The following is an 18,555-nucleotide window of genomic DNA, read 5'->3' on the forward strand; positions in this document are numbered from 1 at the left end:
GCTTGAGCACATTAATGTCTAGCCCTCAAATAGAACATCTGAGTAAGTATCGCCTTGGCGAAGCCGTTGTCTGGTCCACTGCTGAACAAGCAGTGTACTGGACAGATATTTTCGGCAAAGTTATTTTTCCAAAGAAAAATCAGGGAGGCACTAAAAGCTGGATATTAGAAAAAAGCTTAACGAGCTTAGGATTTACAAAAACAGGTGAGTTGGTTGGAACATTCGTCGATGGTTTATATAAATTAGATTTAGCTTATGGTGCACATCAACTCATCTCCTCACCAGCGTTGAACTATGACGATGTAAGGTTCAATGATGGCGCGGTTGATACACATGGATATTACTGGGCGGGCACTATGCACATGCTAGATCCGGTCAATAATCCAGTTGGGCAGCTATTTCGTTTTCATCCAAACCAGAAATTTGCAGTGCAAGACTACGGTTTTCATGTGCCCGATGGTCCCTGCTTTAGCAAAGATGGGAAATGGATGTTCCACACCGACACGCTTGTCAGGCAAACCATTTTCAAATGTGAATTAACCCCAAATGGGGAAATGTTGTCACGTCGCAGATTTGTGCAAATTCAACAACAGGGGACTTACCCCGATGGTATGACTTTAGATGCTGAGGGAAATTTATGGGTCGCACTCTGGGGCGGATGGGGAGTGAATCAATATTCACCAGACGGCAAGCTAATCAAACACATTAGGCTGCCCGTATCCCAAGTCACTAAATGTATATTTGGCGGCGCAGACATGAATACCTTATTTATTACTAGCGCATCAGAGTATCTGCAACCTGAAGATGTAATTGCCCAACCTATAGCTGGAGCCCTATTTTCATCAAAGACAAATACACAAGGATATGCCGAGAATGCATTTTCAATAATGTAACTGGCCACGCCAACCGACTAAACGAGTGGCACGAAAACGTGCCAATAATAATTATCCACGTAAAGGAAAGGGTGACATGGGATCCACGGTTAAACTAACCACAAAAGAAAAAATAGCCTACGGCCTAGGGGATACCGGAAGTAACATAGTATTTCAGGTCGTGATTAATTTCATGATGTTCTTCTACACAGATGTTTTTGGGATAACGGCAGCTGCTGCGGGCACTTTAATGCTGGTCGTTCGGGCTTTCGATGCCATCACTGATCCTTTAATGGGCGCTATAGCCGATAGAACAAAATCGCGCTGGGGTCGTTACCGTCCATACTTACTATGGATGGCAATTCCGTATGGATTATTAGCCGTCATCGCATTCACCACACCCGACACCACTGAATCTAACAAGCTTATATATGCGTACATAACCTACGCACTCATGATGGTCGCTTACACTGCCATTAACATACCTTATTCAGCGTTAGGTGGCATACTTACCAGTGACATTCGAGAACGTGCATCGGTACAGTCATGGCGCTTTGCTATGGCAAAAGCGGGTGGTCTTATTATCGCCGTTTTAACCCTGCCACTTGTCGCTTTTTTTGGAAACGGAGATGATCAACTTGGCTTCTCTTTAGCTATGGTGGTTTTGTCTGTCATCGCTATCATATGTTTTGTTGCCTGCTTTGCTTATACCCGAGAACGAATGACTCACTCTTCAGAGCCCGTCCCAGTGAAGAAAGACATCGGCGCTGTGCTGCATAATGATCAATGGTGGGTAGTAGCGCTTATTACGTTTGTACTGCTGGCGACCGTCGCAATGCGTGGAGGTGTTATGCCCTACTACGTAAGCTATTATTTACAAACTGAATCTTTGGTTGGCACCTTTGTTACTGTCAGCATGATTGGGGGAATTTTCGGGGCGTTTATGGCGAATTGGGGCAGTAAAATTATGTGCAAAGTTAAGCTCATGAAACTTGCTTGTGTGGGTATCGCGCTAACGAATATTATTTTGTATTTTGTCCCTCAAGACTTAATGTATGTCGCGCTAACCATCACCTTACTAACGCAATTTTTTCATATGATTTTAATTCCCATGCTGTTTTCGGCGATACCTGACACAGTAGATTATTGTGAACACAAAAGTGGTTATGGTCCGATGGCCATGAGTTTTTCAGGTCATCTTCTGAGCTTAAAATTTGGTATAGCAATAGGGGGAGCGCTAACAGGCTGGATTTTGGCAGGTTATGGCTACCAACCGAATATTCAGCAATCAGAATCAGCCCTAGACGGTATTCGCATTATTTTCGCCGCAAGTCCGGCTATTGGTGCTCTGATTTGCTTAGCTCTATTGTTTTTTTATAAATTAGACGATAAATGGTCTAACTCCTTACAAATATCAAAAGGCCAAGCGTAATGATATTGCTCATGTGGATAGACGACGTATTCATGGATACTAAATCACGTAGTACATTAGAGCAGTATGCAAGAGCCTACAACATAATGCTTACTACAGATATGCAACAAGTGCTGCAATGCGCTAACGATATTGAAGTCGTCCTAGGAGACTTTCCTCGTCAGGAATTATCATCGTTGCCAAATCTACGCTGGTTTCAGCAATTTGGCACTGGCGTAGAATGGCTACAAGATTACCCTGAATTAGTGCATAAACCTTTCTTACTAACCAATTGTTCTGATGGCCACTTCGATGTCGTTGCAGACCATCTGATGGCGTTGGTTTTGGGCGTATTGCGCGGCATACCTACAGCGGTTAGAAATCAGCAACAGGCTAATTGGCAGCAGACTAGTTTGACTGAGTGTGACTCTTTATTCCAAATTCGAGGTAAAATAGTGCTGATTGTTGGGCTTGGCTCAGTTGGTATAGCCATCGCGGCGCGCCTAAAAGCATTCGGTGCCCATGTCATTGGCATAAGACGCGATCCTACGAAAGCCAGCGACAACGTAGATGAAGTTTATCCATTAGATAAACTAAATGAAGTGGCCAAAGTAGCTAACATTGTCGTTTCTTGCCTACCTCGAACGACCCAAACTTATCATCTATTTAATGAGCATTTTTTTGCCTGTATGAAAAAACCTGCTTTCTTTTTTAACATTGGTAGAGGGAGCGCTGTTAATGAAGATGATTTAGCAGACGCGCTAACAACAGGTACTCTTTATGGTGCGGGCATAGACGTTTGTTCACAAGAGCCACTAGAGAAAGACTCTCCTTTGTGGGCCCTTGACAACTTATTGATCACGCCACACATCGGAGGTACTTACGATCAGGTGATTGAGACTTGGCGGGATGTTGCTTTAGATAACTTACAACTTTATACGACTGAGCAGCCACTGAGAAATCAAGTAACAAAGGCGTCTGGTTACTAATTTACCATGACGCCTAGCTAAGCTTTTTAGGGATAGCTTAATCCGTTTTTGAATCAAAATTCCAATGTGCGGGAGCCTCTCCCGCCACAGTTCCATTTAAAATGGCAACGGACTCCCCTAACAAACAACCGAAGTACAAAGTGCGTCGCTCTAGACCACCAAACGCCAAGGAGCTAATATTCTTAAAAACCTTACTTTTTGCGGTACTAAGATGGGTACTGTTCATTTCCCCTAGCATGAAAGCATCTTCAACCCAATTGACATGACTTTCCTCTACATCTTGCACCACAAGGTCCACGCGAGATGTTTTTGGATCTACCTTTAGAATACTATTACTGACAATACTGGTTATCCAAAGTACACCGCTTTCATCCATGGTTAGTCCATCCGGGAAAATCCCCTTTTCGTACTGCGCAACGATACGTCTATTACACAGGTTATTCCTATCGTCAATATCGAACGCTAGCGTTTGGCGCGCAAACGTCGCATTAGCATAAAGCGTTTGGCCATCTCGCGTGACATACACTTCGTTGGTATACCCAATGTTATCTGCCACAATTCGCGCCCCACGAGCATCTACCAACACGATAAATCCGTCGGCAATATCTCGCCTATATCCATTCGCTCGAGGTGACTGTCGTGTGCTGACAGTAATCCAGAGACGATCTTGATGGTCAAGCATAATAAAATTAGTAGGAGGTAGTGCTTTCCCTTCAATTTCGGTTAAAAAAGGTTCTATCTTATTGTCTCGATATACACGGTATATACCCCCGCTGTCATCACCTAGGTGAGCAACCAAAAAGCTACCATCCGCTAACATACAGATGCCATTAGGTTTAAGTTTGCCTAGACCGTCTACGTCCCCACCGCCCATAAACTGAATATGTCCAGATGATGATATTTTAGTAACGCCGCCACGAAAGTCAGAGACATATAAATTACCCGCCTTCGTTGCTAACACACATTCAGGTCGCACAAGTCCAGAGCCTAAAAACTCCACATTATTTATCGACAAACTGCTCATGATGTTATCTTAATACTCGGATGCAAATATAAATCAATGCAGCTGCGCTGTTCATGTGACTGATATATGGCTTGTTCAACCAAGATATTGTGTAAATATTCAACGCCTTGGTTTTCCAGTGGATTGCCACGGAGATAATGATCTACAATGTGCTTTATCGTTTGGTAAACACAGTCCCCACCAAAATTTTCGTCTTGCCACTCGTAATGTATTTCGTTGCTGATTTGCTCGTTTATTTTTCGAAACCATATTCGTCCTTCACCATCAATATTTAATGTGCCCTGCGTTCCTGCTATTTGGCATTCGCCCATAGTGCGGCGCAAATTGGTACTGTTATGATCCAGTAAGCGATTTCCATCTAAAATAGCTTGTAAGTTACCGCTAAATTGAAAGATAACGATGCCCGCATCTTCACCTTTTATAACGGGATTACAACGGCGAAGTTGGGCATAGACAGAGTTGGGTTCGCCGAAGAAATAGCGGAAAACATCAACTATATGTATACCGGTTTCGTGGATCAAAAACTTCGGCATATCTTGAAAATAAGCCTGGCGTGCTAAATAAGCATCTTTCCCCTGACCATCTCCCGGTCTAAGATTGAATTGGACATTTAGTATTTGCCCTAGAATCCCACTGTCGATCACTTCTTTGGCTTTTCGGATCCAAGGCATAAAACGAAAATTTTCATGTATAACGAGCTTAATCCCCGCCTCTCGCGCTATCGCTACCATTTGCTGAGCTTGCTCAACATTCTCGCCAAATGGCTTTTGACAACATACGTCAATCCCTAACTTGGCAGCTATAGTCACAGCGTTAAGATGGGTTACAGGTGGGGTAATAATATCCAAAAAGTCCGGTTTGAGTTCAAGCAGCATCACTTCTAAGTTCTGATAATAATGCTCAATTTGGTAGGTCTCTGAGAAACTCTTTGCTTTTTCTATGTCTCGGTTGCATACACCGACGAGTCTGACATTATCTAGTCGATTCCATGCTTCGTAATGAAATTGACTAAAATACCCTGTGCCTGAACAGGCTACTCGCAATACGTTATTTATCATTTACAACACCTTGATTTTGTATGTCGTCTACTTACGATTTGCACGTCTAAAAAAGCGGTTCACAAATGCAGAGCTACCACGTCGAACTAAAGGAATTTGGATTGCACAGAAGCCCACAATGATCATCAGTAAAATAACGGCAACGGGTCTGTCGAATAACGGCCAAAATGAACCATCAGATAACATCAAAGCGCGTCTAAGGCTCTCATCTGCCATGCTCCCCAGCACTAAACCAATCACGAGTGGTGCTAAGGGAAACTTCATTTCACTTAAAAAATAGGCACAAACGCCCACAGGCAACATGATGTAAAGGTTAAAAATGTTGATACCTAAAGAGTACGCACCCATTACGCACAACACACCGACCACAGGAATAAATAATGGAGGCGGCACCTGCAATAGCTTAAGCACTTGCTTAGCTAGCAACATACCATTTGCCCACATCGCCAACGATGCCAAAAAAAGAATCGCTGTCACTTCTAGTAGAAAATTGGGATGATCAATCTCAATGGTTGGCCCAGGGGTAATGCCATGCAACAGTAAAGCGCCCAATAGCATCGCGGCTGGTGGGCTACCAGGTATGCCCAAGGTTAGCAGTGGGATCAATGCCCCGCCTACACACGCATTATTGGCCGTCTCGGATGAAACGATAGCCGCTTCAGCCCCCTGACCAAATTTCTTTTGCTCTTCAGGATTGGATGTTTTTTTAGCAACGCTATAGCTCACCCATCCCGCAATATCTTCTCCAATGCCCGGCACTGAACCAATACCTACGCCGACACAGGCAGAGCGAAATATATGCTTAATATTGCGCTTGATAACAGCAAGCTCAGGCAGCACGCGAGATAATTTGGTGAGTTTGCCTAATGTTTCTCGATCACTCAATACACGGATAACTTGAGGTATTCCAAATACCCCAATCAATACAGGAACAATTTCAAGCCCACTGTCGAGCTGGCTTTGCTCAAACGTATAGCGTGGAAAATATTGCAGCGAATCACGACCAATTGTGGACAAAAATAATCCTAAGAAACCCGCTATCCAACCTTTTATAACGAGATCTTGACTGGTAATGGAGCCGCTAATAATAATGCCGAATAAAGCTAATAAGAAAAATTCCCAAGACGTAAACTGCAGAGCGACAGTGGCAATAGCAGGGGATAAAACCACTAAGAAAACCAGACCAATAAGTGTACCAATCAGCGAAGCGGTAGTCGTTAAGCCTAATGCCTTTGCCCCTTCTCCGCGTTTAGCCATCGGGTATCCGTCCAACGCAGTAGCAGCGGCAGCGGGGGTGCCGGGAATATTCAAAAGGATAGCCGGGTAGGACCCCCCATATACCGCGCCCACGTACATACCCAACAGCGATATAAGAGCGGTATCTGTGTTTAAGCTATACGTTAAAGTAGTTAATAAGGCGATACCTAAGGTGGCGGTTAGTCCCGGCATCGCCCCAAACAAAATCCCAATAAAGCTCGAAGCAAAAAGTATTAACAAATTGCTGGGCTGTGAAACTAAGTCAAAAAGAATACTAAAAAACTGTAAAAACTGGTCAATCATAGTCATCAACCTCCTAAAATATCGTAGACGAGATAATTCAGAAAACTCGAAACAGTGCCATATTCAACAGGCATAGGCACATAAAGTAAGAAACTAAAAGCACAAATTAAGATCAAGGGTATCAACAAGCTGTATACCCAAACTTTGAGCAGCTTAGCTGGCTCATCCTTTAAATTAATCACACTGGCGAGTAGCAATACACATAACGCAGCAGCACAGCATAAGTCGTTGATCAAAATAAGTGGTTCATCGACAATACTGTCAGCTAAAAACCAACTAAAAACGTCACTGTTTACACTTCGAACACTCAGCAGGGTTAATGCCAGCGGGAAGTGGATATACAGAACCCCACGCCACATTCCAGTCAGTTGCAGGTAAAACCTGAGAATAAGCGATAGCAAGAATAAACACGTGGTCAAATAGAAGTCAGCCGAAGGAATGTAAACGTAAACATAGACACATAAAAGGAGGATGACATACCACTTATCTTGGTTTTTTCGATCCTTAAAATTTTTGGTGCCTCTACTGGCAGTCGGAGCATTAAAGTAATCGCACTCCTTCCACATTTTTATAATCAATATCCCGCTCAGTACGATTAATATACTGAGCACCAATAGTGGAAATAAGGCCGGTGAGACATACCACTGATTTTCTACACCACCGTATGAGCCAGTCATTGGAAACGATAATGTATGCACAAAAAGGGTGACACTAATTATCAGTAACACTAACCCAACTTTAAAATTCGCACGAGCTAATGCACGGCTTGTCTCGTCCATTTCTGCGACATGGTGAATTTCCTGTGTCATATCAATTTGGTCGCGAAATATTGAGCGATTCAGGTGACACCTTGTTGGCATTAAGTGCTTCTAAGGACCACGCGAAAAGCGACTCTAAGCGAGAAAATTCTTGCTGTGCAGGTTCACCATACAAACCGTCCAACTGATAATAGTTCAGCCGTGCCCAGTCTTTAACCTCAGATGAATCCATTGCTTTGTTAAAAGCATCAGCGAGTTGACGTTTGACTACTGCAGACGCCTTATTATTAACAGCAAAGCCAATCGCTTGACTAATAGGCAAGTTTTTCGATAACTCAGGGAATTCGATAAAAGCACTAGGAACCTTTATGCCATCTAGCATCTCAAACGGTTCGGGATGCAGCATAGCTAATGGTCTTAATTTATTACCTCGAATTAATTGGGCTTGTTCGGCCATTGACGTAATAACTAAATCGACTTCGCCAGTTATCGCAGCAGTTTGCGAGGGAGCTGACCCAGAGTAAGGGATAAAGCTCAAATCAATATCGGCTATTTTACTGAGTTCCAGTAAATGTAAATGATGATTACTGCCCAATCCTCCTGCACTTGCTCTTAGGCTCCCGGGAGACTTTTTAGCTGCAGCTACCAACTCAGCAAGTGAGTGGTAGGGCGAGTCAGCTTTAACAGATAATACATCTGGAGAACTTCCCACAATGAAGGGATACCACACATCGAATTTCTCTCTCCATCCACCATTAACCGCAGCAGATACATTCGAACTTGCCAGACCAACCAAATTATATCCATCGGGGCGTTTTCTTAAAGTGGAGCTCATGCCGATTGAACCAGACACCCCACCCGCTTTATTAGTAACATTGATACGCACACCGAGTTCTTTCGACATTTCAGCCATGATTACCCGATTTACCGCGTCAGTTCCGCCACCAGCGGACCAAACAACAGTCGTTGTAATCGGTCGCTTAGGGTAGGCCTGCTGAGCATCGGCCTCATCGCTGATAAATAGAAAAAATAATAAAGATATAAGTAACGTTCTTAGCATAATAGTTCTCCGTGTCGTTGCCTTAGTGAAGAGTGTGCTATATCAATGGTTAGTGGCGTTTGCGAATAATCAATAGTCAGCCACGATAGCCATTTAAAGCTTATCGATTTCCGCCAAGATACTTAGCGTGATTTCATCAGTTCCACAAGCACCACCTAGTTCATAAGGAAGGATATTTGAACTCGCATAAGCATTCTCAACTGCCGTATTGATCAATTGACCAGCCTGAATTGCTGCCGCGTTATCATATTGACTCCCTAACCAATCCAGCATTAATGCGCCTGACAAAAACATAGCGGTAGGGTTCGCTTTCCCCTGCCCAATAATGTCTGGAGCGCTTCCATGACAGGGTTGAAAAACAGCATTATGTTCACCAATATCAGCAGACGGTGCCATGCCCATTCCTCCCATCAAACCAGCACCAAGATCTGATAGAATGTCGCCAAACATATTCTCAGTGACCATGACATCAAAAATCCATGGTTTACTCACCATCTGCAAAGCAGCAGCGTCGACATACACGTGATCGGCCTCTATCTCAGTATGCTTGCTGGCTATTTCATTGAATATTTGGCGCATAAAATAGAACGAACCTAACACATTCGCTTTATCCACACAGGTCACCTTTCCTATATAGCCTTTATGTTTTCTTCTTTTTGCAAAATTAAACGCAAAGTCGAATAACCGCTCACAACCTTTGCGACTTATTTTTTGTGTATCAAAAGCGGCTTCATCAGCCCCTTCACCTTTAATAGTGAAGTTACTTCGGCTAGCAAAAAGTCCTTCTGTGCTTTCGCGGATCAATACAAAATCTAAATTCTTAGCACGCTCATCTTGCAGAGGTAAAGGTAACCCTGGTAGCGTTTTTACTGGCCGAACACCGGCGAAAAGATCAAGCTTTTCACGTAGCTCCAACTGCGGGGCAATTTCTCGGCCATCGGGGTATCGAATACTTGGCATCCCCATACAGGCTAATAATGTTGCATCTGATTGTCGAGCGTGTTCTAACGCTTCGTCAGGAAGAGATACGCCAGTCTTTTTATAGTATGCCGCCCCAGCCTCAAAAGAGATAAAATTTAGGGTAAATCCTCCCACTTTTTCGGCCACTTTATTTAGTAAGTCGATACAAGGAGGCGTGACCTCATGTCCAATACCATCGCCTGGAAATACTGTAATCGTGAATTGCGTTTTGCCGCTCATGTTAGCCCCAATTTTTTTAAATTATTAAGTGTTAATGCTTGCTAATCGAGACGCTTTTGATCACCGCAACTAGCATTTCATCATCGTTTCGATAATGTGTTTTAAAGCTTTCTCATCGTCATTTAAGCTGCTTAATTTATCCGTCACTTCCCTTATTAATCTGAAATACCTTTAGGTTGTTGGCGATAACAATTACCTGCGTTTCTAAACAGCTTCAACCCATCTTCAAGACACATTGTTTATGCTTACTTTTAGTAGCGATAGGTATTGCAAATCAATCAATGTATAAGTTAACCTTAACTCAATGTATACATTAATTTAAAATTAGTGACATGATGAAGTCAATGTATATTTTTGTTAATTGTCACTTAGATGGAAAAAAGCGTTATGAAAAATCACCTACAGAAACCCATCCTTGGTTGTATCGCTGATGACTTTACAGGGGCGTCAGATTTAGCCAGCTTTCTGGTAAATAGTGGCTTAAGAACCCTGCAACTGAACCGCATGCAAGTTGACTCTGATCTAGAGTTGGATGGTTATGACGCTATAGTAATCGCGCTAAAGACTCGTACTGTAGATGCTCATACTGCCGTCGAAAAGTCCCTCGCCGCCTTACATTGGCTTCAAGGATTGGGATGTCGAAAGTTTTACTTTAAATACTGCTCAACATTTGATTCAACGCCTGATGGAAATATTGGCCCAGTAATAGACGCTTTACTTGATTCCCTAGAGCTTCAAAGTACGATTGTTTGTCCAGCACTTCCTGTTAACGGGAGAACTGTGTATATGGGGCACCTTTTTGTCGGGGATGCGCCCTTAAATGAGAGCTCCTTAAAAGATCACCCTTTAACGCCCATGAAAGACTCCTCTGTCGTACGTCTTATTGAAGCTCAAGGGAAAGGTAAAGCGGTTAATATTCCCTATTATTGTATCGAAGGAGATGAGGCGTCTCTTAGGCAATCTTTACTTGATGCTGCACAAAAATATCGATATATCGTGTTAGATACCCTAAGTACTACGCATTTAGAACGCATCGGGCGCAATGTAGAAGCATTCACGCTTATCACGGGCGGCTCAGGCTTAGCGACCAACCTAAGCAGTGAATTTACAAAATATGGACATGTACCAAATTCATCAAAAATAGCTGCGCGTCTGCCTGGTGGCCCAACAGTTATACTCAGTGGTAGCTGCTCTACAATGACTCAGCTACAAGTAGCGCAATATAAACAAAAACATCCAGCGCTTTATATCGACCCTTTCAAACTGCTTAATCAAACGCAAACCTATAAACAAATTCTCGATTGGACAGTGCAAAACAAGTCTGCAGCACCATTAATTTATACTACGTCCACTAAAGAAATAGTCAGTAAGGTACAAAGTGAAATCGGCTTTGAAAAATCCCAAACTCTATTAGAAGGAACGTTAGCTAAGTTAGCTCGTGATTGTATTCAGGCTGGATTTAAAAACATTATTGTAGCCGGCGGTGAAACCTCGGGCGCTGTAGTTAAGACGTTAGACATTCATGCTTTAGAGATAGGCCAAAGCGTAAGCCCTGGCGTTCCAATTTTGCATTCCATTACCCCCCCTATTATCAATCTCGCATTGAAATCAGGGAATTTTGGTGACCACACATTCTTTCAAACTGCGCTGGAGAAACTGACATGTCAATAGACGAACAAACTGCAAAAGAAAAAATAGTCCAATATGCCCGCTCTATTTTCGAGCGCGGGTTAACCTCTGGCGCCTCAGCGAATATGAGTGTTCGCATTGACAGCGGTTGGGTAATCACCCCAACAAATACATGTTTCGGATTCTTAAGGGAAAATGAGCTGTCCGTTATTGATCATGCCGGCAATTTAATAAGTGGTAGTAAGGCGTCAAAAGAGTTTACATTACACAAAGCCATGTACGATAAACGTCCACAAGACAACTGTATTATTCATCTACATTCTACTTACGCAACAGCATGGTCATGCTTGCCTTTAGATAGTCTGGCTGACTGTATCCCCACTTATACACCATATCTAACTATGCGCCTGGGAGCGATCGCCTGTGTACCTTATTTCGCTCCCGGCGATACGGGTTTGGCAGTAGCAGTAGGTGAAGTCGCAAAGGAGCATGCGGGCGTGATAATGGCGAACCATGGACCAATTGTGTCTGCAAAAACTATAGATGCGTGTGTCTATGGGATAGAGGAATTAGAAGAAAGCTGTAAATTAGCATTTATGCTTAGCACTAAGCAGCCCCGTTTACTGACCAACAGCCAAATAAACCACCTAAAAAAGAACGCAAAACCTTAAGGATATTTATGTTTGTAGTGACCGTAAAATTTATCATTAAAGCGACTTTCCAAGCTCAATTTATGGAAGCCGTGCAAATACAAGCAAGAAATTCCATACATCTTGAACCTGAGTGTCATTACTTCGATGTGTGCATGAGTCAAGAAAACCACAATGAAATATTCTTATATGAAGTCTATGAGACAGCCAAATCCTTTGACGAACACTTAATGACTAGCCATTTCAAAAGTTTTGATCAAAAAACGTCCAATTGGATAGAGTCAAAAGAAGTAGAAAATTACGAGCTTGCGAGACCTTTAAAGTAATTTTCAGAGACGTATATTATTCTGATTTTGCGTAGTTTTAAACGACCATTCTGCGCAATTTTTATTATGTATCTACCTCGTTGTTTATCCTTTATCTCAAGAATAGAAGTATGACTTTCTACTTCACGCTATAAAATTTAATCAAAAATTCGAGTTTCGAACAGCCATTAATAGATGTTTAAAAGTCACCTTTATGCATCAACTAAATATAAATTAAGAATGATAATGTAATACATAAAATCATACATTTTTGTACTAAATTTTTATTGCACACAGTAACATTCAATAGTAAATTTCAACATACGGTTATATTAACCGCATATAAATTGTTTTAATCTCAGGGCGGGGCGAAATTCCCCACCGGCGGTAACTTAAAAGTAATCATTTCCGATTTATTTTAAGGTAGCCCGCGAGCGCTCTTGATTGTTTTATTTAACAATAAGAGGTCAGCAGATCTGGTGAAACTCCAGAGCCGACGGTTATAGTCCGGATGAGAGAGTTTAAGACGACCCATTTTTTTATCGTTTAGTTTATTATGCGGCTTGCCGTAGGGTTACTAAGGGATAAATGAATCGTTTGTTTACAGAAGATATCTTCTGTGCCTCTTCGCGCCCTGATTCTGGTAACCAAAGAGGAAATTTACCATGAGTCAGTCACTACTTAGTCAATTCGGAACCGCTTTTCAAAGAGTGGAATCTGCAATAAATGCACTTCAATCCGGCAAAGGTCTACTATTAGTAGACGATGAAGATCGCGAAAATGAAGGCGATCTTATTTTCTCCACCCAGCATATTACGCAACATCAAATGGCGATGATGATCCGAGAGTGCAGCGGTATTGTTTGTTTAGTTTTAGAGCAAGATGATGTGGAGCGGCTTAACCTACCCCAAATGGTTTCCGCTAATACCAGCCGTAATAAAACAGCTTATACAGTGTCAATTGAAGCGAAACATGGCGTTACAACAGGTGTTTCGGCAGTAGATAGGATTCGTACCGTTCAAACCGCAGCCAATCCGGATAATAATGCTGATGACCTTAATACTCCTGGTCATATTTTCCCCTTACTTGCCAATGGAGGGGGTGTTCTGAGTAGAAGAGGCCATACTGAAGGAACCTTAGATTTAATTAAACTTGCAGGATTAAATTCGAAAGGAATTTTATGCGAATTGACCAACAAAGATGGAACAATGGCAAGGTTGCCTGAAATATGTCAGTTTGCGATAAAACATGAAATGATAGTTTTAAGCATTGAAGATATAGTTAAATACCGAACGTTAAATATGAATTATTAGTTGTTAATTAAGCCACTTTAAAAGTGGCTTAATTTAAATATCACATCAATATATCTACCGTATATATTTGTTATAAAACAAATTTATCACCTTTCGAACCACCTCATTGATAATGAGCATTTCAAATCACACATCGAGAATAATAACTAAACTATTTTTAGTAAGCTTACCACTAGAAAAAGCAATCATCCTATTCTTGTTGATTAACTTTAAATTTAGTATTTTATCGTGCTTTAATGCTTCTATAATCTTTTTTAATATTTATAATATTACAAAAAATAGCTTTTTAATAAATTAACTATTACGGCAACACGCCGAGAATATAGACTAGTGACATACGAAACACTACTAATGTTAAAGTATTGTTTTTATTAAAAAATGGAAAACTTATGACTAAATTATTTATATTTTTTATGCTGCTCTTTACCAGCCTTACTTCTCTGGCAGAGGAGAAATTTGATGTGCAGCCGCAAGATTCAATTCTATTAACCGTCTTTTTGAAACACGATCAAAGTAAAAAGTTAGACGAAACACAGAAAATATTGACCGAACAAGGTTTCTTTGATGCATTTCCGCCTAAAGGTGTTTCTGTTGTAAGCTGGTATGTCATGATGGGTATTGGGCAAGTCGTTACTTTAGAGGTTCCTGCACACCAGCTTAATGAGGTTAACCTTGCTATAGAGAAGACGGCTTGGAAAGCATTCACCACCGAGTTTTATCCTACCTATAACTTGTACCCTATTTACAAAGATAGATTGAAAAATAAAGCTAAAGTGACATACAAGTAGCGATGGCTCTGTCGAACTAATTTTATTGCACGGGGTAAATTGCTAGGGCTAGCTTCTGTCTACACGTCTGAATAGTTTCCCAATGAGCGACGCCCAGCTGTTTAATCAATATTTACGCCCTGCTAGAGATGAAACGATAAGCTTACGCGCCCATGTTATTTAGCTCCTCTTTAAATCGCAGTTGAGCCACCGTCAACAGGTAGCGTAGTCCCGGTGGTGAAACCTGCCGAATCAGAACATAAATACAATACCGCGCCGACGACTTCTTCCACGGTGCCTACTCTGCCCACGGGGTGCATGGTGCCAATTGCATGGGCCTTTTTTTCATCCCCCGCTAACGCTCGACGATACATATTCGTATCAATAACAGCAGGGCAAATAGCATTAACTCTAATCCCCTTTTTCGCATACTCTATTGCCGCTGACTTAGTCAGCCCTACTACTGCATGTTTACTGGCCGCATAAATACTCATTTTTGGCGCTGCACCTAAACCAGCAACAGACGCAGTATTCACTATGCAACCACCCCCAGTTTTAAGCATGCTACGAATTTCTTGCTGCATACATAACCACACACCTTTAACATTGACGTCCATGATTTTATCAAACACATCTTCACTACCCTCTGCCAACTTACCTGACTCAATATCAATACCCGCATTATTAAATGCGATGTCTAGGTGACCAAAAGAGTCTTGAATAAAGGCAAAAAGCGCTTTTACCGATTTAGTATCACTTACGTCACAAGTATGAAAAACGGCTAAGTTATCTTGAGCGCATATGTCTTGTGCAACTAATTCACCATTTTTATCTATATCCGCCAACACTACCTTTGCACCTTGTGCTGCAAAAGCCCGGGCAGTTGCTTCGCCTATCCCAGCTGCCGCACCTGTTACTAAAACAATTTTGTCTGAAAACGAATTTTGATTAATCATTTTTTTACTCTCAATTTTTATTGATTTCTAGACTACCAGCCCACCAGAAAAAGAAAAAATAGGCTATCTACATAACATTGCATCATTAAGATGAATAAATTTAGAATCTAAGCCACACCCATTCATCTCGCTATGGATTGGGTCAATATCGTTATTCATTATCTGACCGGCGATAATAACCACTGCGCTTTGCCCCCAACAATCGACACATGGTATCGATGGGATAGGTCTTCTTCTTTTGGGCAATAAATTGGTATTTTATTTGATTTATTTGGCGAAGAAGACCGTCGCTTCCTTTAAAATTTTTTTCTCCATTTCAAGCTGGCGAACCTTGGCTTTGAGCGCACGGATTTCTTCTTGCTCGGGTGTCAGTTTGCCATTGCCGCGAAACGCCTGACCATCATTGTCTTGCTCGTGCTCGAGCTCTTTTATCCAGCGAGTGATTGAATTTGGATTCAGTTCCAAAATGCGGGCGGCTTCAGCCCGCGTATATTGTTGCTCTAATACCAAGCTGATCGCATCTAACTTAAATTCTTTTGAATATTTTCTTCTAGTATTTATCATCCACTCCAGTTCTGAGAATTATCTATTAACTAGAGTGTCAGGATAAATTAGACCACTTCTGTTGATGTCGGAGTCCATGAACAACTTGCGTTAGTCGAGAAACTGAGTCAGAGCAATAAAAGCCGTTATTCAACCAATTGGCTGTGTGAATTATTTGGGGTTCACCGCAGCACCTATAAATACTGGGTTAAACGTGATAATCGTCTATCTCCTGAAACGGCTAAGTTGCACAGTTTAGTCAGGGAAGCACATCGTTTGAGTAATGGCTCCGCGGGTGCAAGAACTGTTGCGGATATGGTTACTGACGATTATGCCCATAATGTTACTTTATCGCGCTGTCGACCAACAAGATTGATGAAACAAGTTGATTTGGTCAGGTGCCTAAACATGCTTATAAAAAGTCGACTAAAGAGCATGTTGCTATTCCTAATTTACTGGATAGACAGTTTGCGGTAACAGCGCCTGATCAAGCGTGGTGCGGTGATGTGACGTTTATCTTGACTGGTAACCGTTGGGCGTATTTAGCCGTTGTGATGGACTTGTTTGCAAGAAAACCTGTTGGCTGGTCTATGAGCCATTCGCCTGATAGTAATTTAACCTGCCAGGCGTTAACAATGGCATTTGAAAGCCGTGGGCGACCTAAGAATGTGCTTTTCATAGCGATAGTAATAATGTATGTGCTCTGTTTCATGGTGTAAATCATTCATTGATGATTCATGCTTGAAACATGGTACCAATAAAGTACCGAGCTTTCTGACTCACATAGCGATAGACCTTATGTGTCATTCCTTGGATCTGTCGATTGGCTAGCAGGTACTTTTACCTTACTCATCCAGTAATAGAGTGACTTATCAAATATACCTAAACGTTTAGAAACGTCAGGTACAGAATAGCCTTTTTCAACCACTTGGCGAACGGCTTCTTGTTAAATTTATCGGGATATTATTTACTCATAACACTTTTACCTTACTTCAGTTTCTAAGTAAAAAGTGTCTACAAAGTTAGGGGAAGATCTCGTTGTATTTCAGGGCTCCTTAAACTTAGCGTATCAGAAAGTCCTCGCCGTTCGAGTCCCAGTGAAGGTCTTCATTTCCCTTATTGTGGTACACAAGAAAGTCTTCATAGCTATCTGTAGCCTGAATCTTTTCTCTTGTATGAGTATACCAACGGTTAGCTATGATCTGACAATCTCTTAGGCTTAGCTCGTTGGGATTATCACCTTTGAGTTACAGTTCTGCTAGTCGTATTTGGTTATCAACATCTGCAAGCAAGGGAATGATTAGGCTTTTGGCTTCATGTAAATCTTTGCTATTGCGGGCTTGAGTGATTGCTTAAATACAGCTTTCCCAATGATAGGAGTTAGACGTTTCAGTACGCCTTTTCTGAGGGTGTAAATAGCGGATTTTGGATGCTTGAATGGAGAACTCATTAACCTCATTTGTACCAACCTTTTGTACCAGTTGGCACGCAAGGTCAATCCGCTAAACCCTAGAAACAACAAGGCCCTGGCAGTTATGTAAAGAAGTTAAAACGAGGGTGATTGGCACAGGGATGTCCTCAGGCACATCCCTGTGCCTGCCCCTTCGGGCGCCTAAGGGCGGTACGTTTTATTCCTGACAAAATCGTCGACCCTAAGGATTCAAATCAAATCCTCGTAAATCCGAAATAATAAAAAAGCCCCTACGAAAAACGTAGGGGCTTTTTTATTATTTGGCGGGCCGAATGGGACAAACATGGGCACTGGGAAGAAGAGATATTCCTAAAAGATATCTAAAAATATAATACATTAATTAAGTATGTCGGATTATTTTTTGAAGAGATAATCCGCATTCAAATTTAATTATATGCCAGTATTCTAACAACTTAGATTTATACTTATGTAAGTTGCAAAAAACCTCCCAAATGTACGGGCAACTCATCCGCCTGTTGATATGTTAGAGGGATACTTTAGATATATTCAAGTTAATTGAGTAAAGTCTTGATTATTGCTAACGTAAAATTGCTAAGATTTTATAATTATTGAAATAAATCGTAACTTCAAATTATCGCTTACAACAATTCATTCGGAAATAGTCGTTTATTATACGGACATTAATTAATGAAAATAACTCTCGTTGGCATTCAAAACTTTAGAAAACTTCAAAAAGTAAAAATCGATTTTTCGGGTCAACAAACCGTTTTAGTTGGGGCTAATAATAGCGGTAAGACCTCTGCGATGGACGCGTTAATATTTTTTTAGATCGCGATAAATACTCTGGTTCCAGTAAATCAGGCCTCGGTAAAGTTGGCAGAAAAATTTCAATTTCAGACTTCACTATATCTAACTGGACTGAGATTAATGCGTTTGGAAATAGCTGGTTAACCAGGGCAACCGCATGAATGCTTATTAATTAATCATGCTACTGAATCCCGCTGTTAATACAGCTTCCAGATAATTGG

16 protein-coding genes, 3 pseudogenes and 1 riboswitch are annotated in these 18,555 nt (G+C 41.5%); of the genes and pseudogenes, 10 read left to right on the forward strand and 9 right to left on the reverse strand.

The features are described 5' to 3' along the window. The first annotated feature begins 14 nt into the window (after window positions 1-14). From GQS54_RS20775 to GQS54_RS20785, 3 genes are all read left to right on the forward strand, one after another. Window positions 15-893: an SMP-30/gluconolactonase/LRE family protein gene (locus GQS54_RS20775; RefSeq protein ID WP_166425837.1), complete on the forward strand. Its 879-nt coding sequence runs from the start codon at window positions 15-17 to the stop codon at window positions 891-893. Between the two features lie 76 nt (window positions 894-969). Next, window positions 970-2,304, forward strand: coding sequence for a glycoside-pentoside-hexuronide (GPH):cation symporter (locus tag GQS54_RS20780; RefSeq protein WP_166425838.1), 1,335 nt, complete (start codon window positions 970-972; stop codon window positions 2,302-2,304). 32 nt (window positions 2,305-2,336) lie between these two features. Further along, on the forward strand, window positions 2,337-3,272 hold the full coding sequence (locus GQS54_RS20785) for a D-2-hydroxyacid dehydrogenase (RefSeq protein WP_166425839.1): 936 nt from the start codon (window positions 2,337-2,339) through the stop codon (window positions 3,270-3,272). Window positions 3,273-3,309: 37 nt separating this feature from the next. On the opposite strand, the gene GQS54_RS20790 is transcribed toward GQS54_RS20785, so the two are convergent. The 6 genes from GQS54_RS20790 to GQS54_RS20815 form a co-directional block, all read right to left on the reverse strand. After that, a complete protein-coding gene (locus tag GQS54_RS20790) occupies window positions 3,310-4,296 on the reverse strand; it encodes an SMP-30/gluconolactonase/LRE family protein (RefSeq protein WP_166425840.1) in 987 nt (328 codons plus the stop codon). Then, the gene (locus tag GQS54_RS20795) at window positions 4,293-5,354 is read right to left on the reverse strand and encodes a Gfo/Idh/MocA family oxidoreductase (RefSeq protein ID WP_166425841.1); all 1,062 of its coding nucleotides are present in this window, start codon (window positions 5,352-5,354) and stop codon (window positions 4,293-4,295) included. The genes GQS54_RS20790 and GQS54_RS20795 overlap by 4 nt, the downstream gene beginning before the upstream one ends. Before the next feature lie 27 nt (window positions 5,355-5,381). Then, window positions 5,382-6,920, reverse strand: a complete 1,539-nt coding sequence (locus tag GQS54_RS20800) for a tripartite tricarboxylate transporter permease (RefSeq protein WP_166425842.1) — start codon at window positions 6,918-6,920, stop codon at window positions 5,382-5,384. After that, window positions 6,920-7,774: a tripartite tricarboxylate transporter TctB family protein gene (locus GQS54_RS20805; RefSeq protein WP_240920028.1), complete on the reverse strand. Its 855-nt coding sequence runs from the start codon at window positions 7,772-7,774 to the stop codon at window positions 6,920-6,922. Before GQS54_RS20805 ends, GQS54_RS20800 begins: the two co-directional genes overlap by 1 nt. Next, the gene (locus GQS54_RS20810) at window positions 7,725-8,732 is read right to left on the reverse strand and encodes a tripartite tricarboxylate transporter substrate binding protein (RefSeq protein ID WP_166425844.1); all 1,008 of its coding nucleotides are present in this window, start codon (window positions 8,730-8,732) and stop codon (window positions 7,725-7,727) included. Before GQS54_RS20810 ends, GQS54_RS20805 begins: the two co-directional genes overlap by 50 nt. A 93-nt stretch (window positions 8,733-8,825) precedes the next feature. After that, a complete protein-coding gene (locus GQS54_RS20815; protein ID WP_166425845.1) occupies window positions 8,826-9,932 on the reverse strand; it encodes an isocitrate/isopropylmalate family dehydrogenase in 1,107 nt (368 codons plus the stop codon). A gap of 387 nt (window positions 9,933-10,319) precedes the next feature. On the opposite strand from GQS54_RS20815, the gene otnK reads away from it, so the two are divergent. From otnK to GQS54_RS20840, 5 genes are all read left to right on the forward strand, one after another. Further along, window positions 10,320-11,603 carry a 3-oxo-tetronate kinase gene (otnK, locus tag GQS54_RS20820; RefSeq protein ID WP_166425846.1) on the forward strand — a complete coding sequence of 428 codons (1,284 nt, stop codon included), beginning with the start codon at window positions 10,320-10,322 and terminating at the stop codon, window positions 11,601-11,603. Then, on the forward strand, window positions 11,594-12,232 hold the full coding sequence (locus GQS54_RS20825) for an aldolase (protein WP_166425847.1): 639 nt from the start codon (window positions 11,594-11,596) through the stop codon (window positions 12,230-12,232). Before otnK ends, GQS54_RS20825 begins: the two co-directional genes overlap by 10 nt. A gap of 8 nt (window positions 12,233-12,240) precedes the next feature. Next, a complete protein-coding gene (locus GQS54_RS20830; protein ID WP_166425848.1) occupies window positions 12,241-12,537 on the forward strand; it encodes an antibiotic biosynthesis monooxygenase family protein in 297 nt (98 codons plus the stop codon). Between the two features lie 329 nt (window positions 12,538-12,866). Beyond that, window positions 12,867-13,043, forward strand: a riboswitch (FMN riboswitch). A 138-nt stretch (window positions 13,044-13,181) separates the two neighbouring features. Next, window positions 13,182-13,829: a 3,4-dihydroxy-2-butanone-4-phosphate synthase gene (ribB, locus tag GQS54_RS20835; protein WP_166425849.1), complete on the forward strand. Its 648-nt coding sequence runs from the start codon at window positions 13,182-13,184 to the stop codon at window positions 13,827-13,829. Window positions 13,830-14,218: 389 nt separating this feature from the next. Continuing rightward, on the forward strand, window positions 14,219-14,617 hold the full coding sequence (locus tag GQS54_RS20840) for a hypothetical protein (RefSeq protein WP_166425850.1): 399 nt from the start codon (window positions 14,219-14,221) through the stop codon (window positions 14,615-14,617). Window positions 14,618-14,787: 170 nt separating this feature from the next. Here the strand turns inward: GQS54_RS20840 and GQS54_RS20845 are convergent, their stop codons facing one another. Next, on the reverse strand, window positions 14,788-15,552 hold the full coding sequence (locus GQS54_RS20845) for an SDR family oxidoreductase (RefSeq protein WP_166425851.1): 765 nt from the start codon (window positions 15,550-15,552) through the stop codon (window positions 14,788-14,790). Between the two features lie 123 nt (window positions 15,553-15,675). After that, window positions 15,676-16,113 (reverse strand): annotated as a pseudogene (locus GQS54_RS20850) (transposase); the annotation flags it as partial. A gap of 60 nt (window positions 16,114-16,173) precedes the next feature. Between GQS54_RS20850 and GQS54_RS23345 the strand changes: the two are divergent. Then, window positions 16,174-16,772: pseudogene (locus tag GQS54_RS23345) on the forward strand (IS3 family transposase); the annotation flags it as partial. Between the two features lie 119 nt (window positions 16,773-16,891). Here the strand turns inward: GQS54_RS23345 and GQS54_RS23470 are convergent. Next, window positions 16,892-17,035 (reverse strand): annotated as a pseudogene (locus tag GQS54_RS23470) (transposase); the annotation flags it as partial. A gap of 1,179 nt (window positions 17,036-18,214) precedes the next feature. On the opposite strand from GQS54_RS23470, the gene GQS54_RS20865 reads away from it, so the two are divergent. After that, window positions 18,215-18,355: an AAA family ATPase gene (locus GQS54_RS20865; RefSeq protein WP_166425854.1), complete on the forward strand. Its 141-nt coding sequence runs from the start codon at window positions 18,215-18,217 to the stop codon at window positions 18,353-18,355. Window positions 18,356-18,555 lie beyond the last annotated feature (200 nt).

Source organism: Paraglaciecola sp. 20A4 (assembly GCF_011378905.1).
GTDB lineage: Bacteria > Pseudomonadota > Gammaproteobacteria > Enterobacterales > Alteromonadaceae > Paraglaciecola.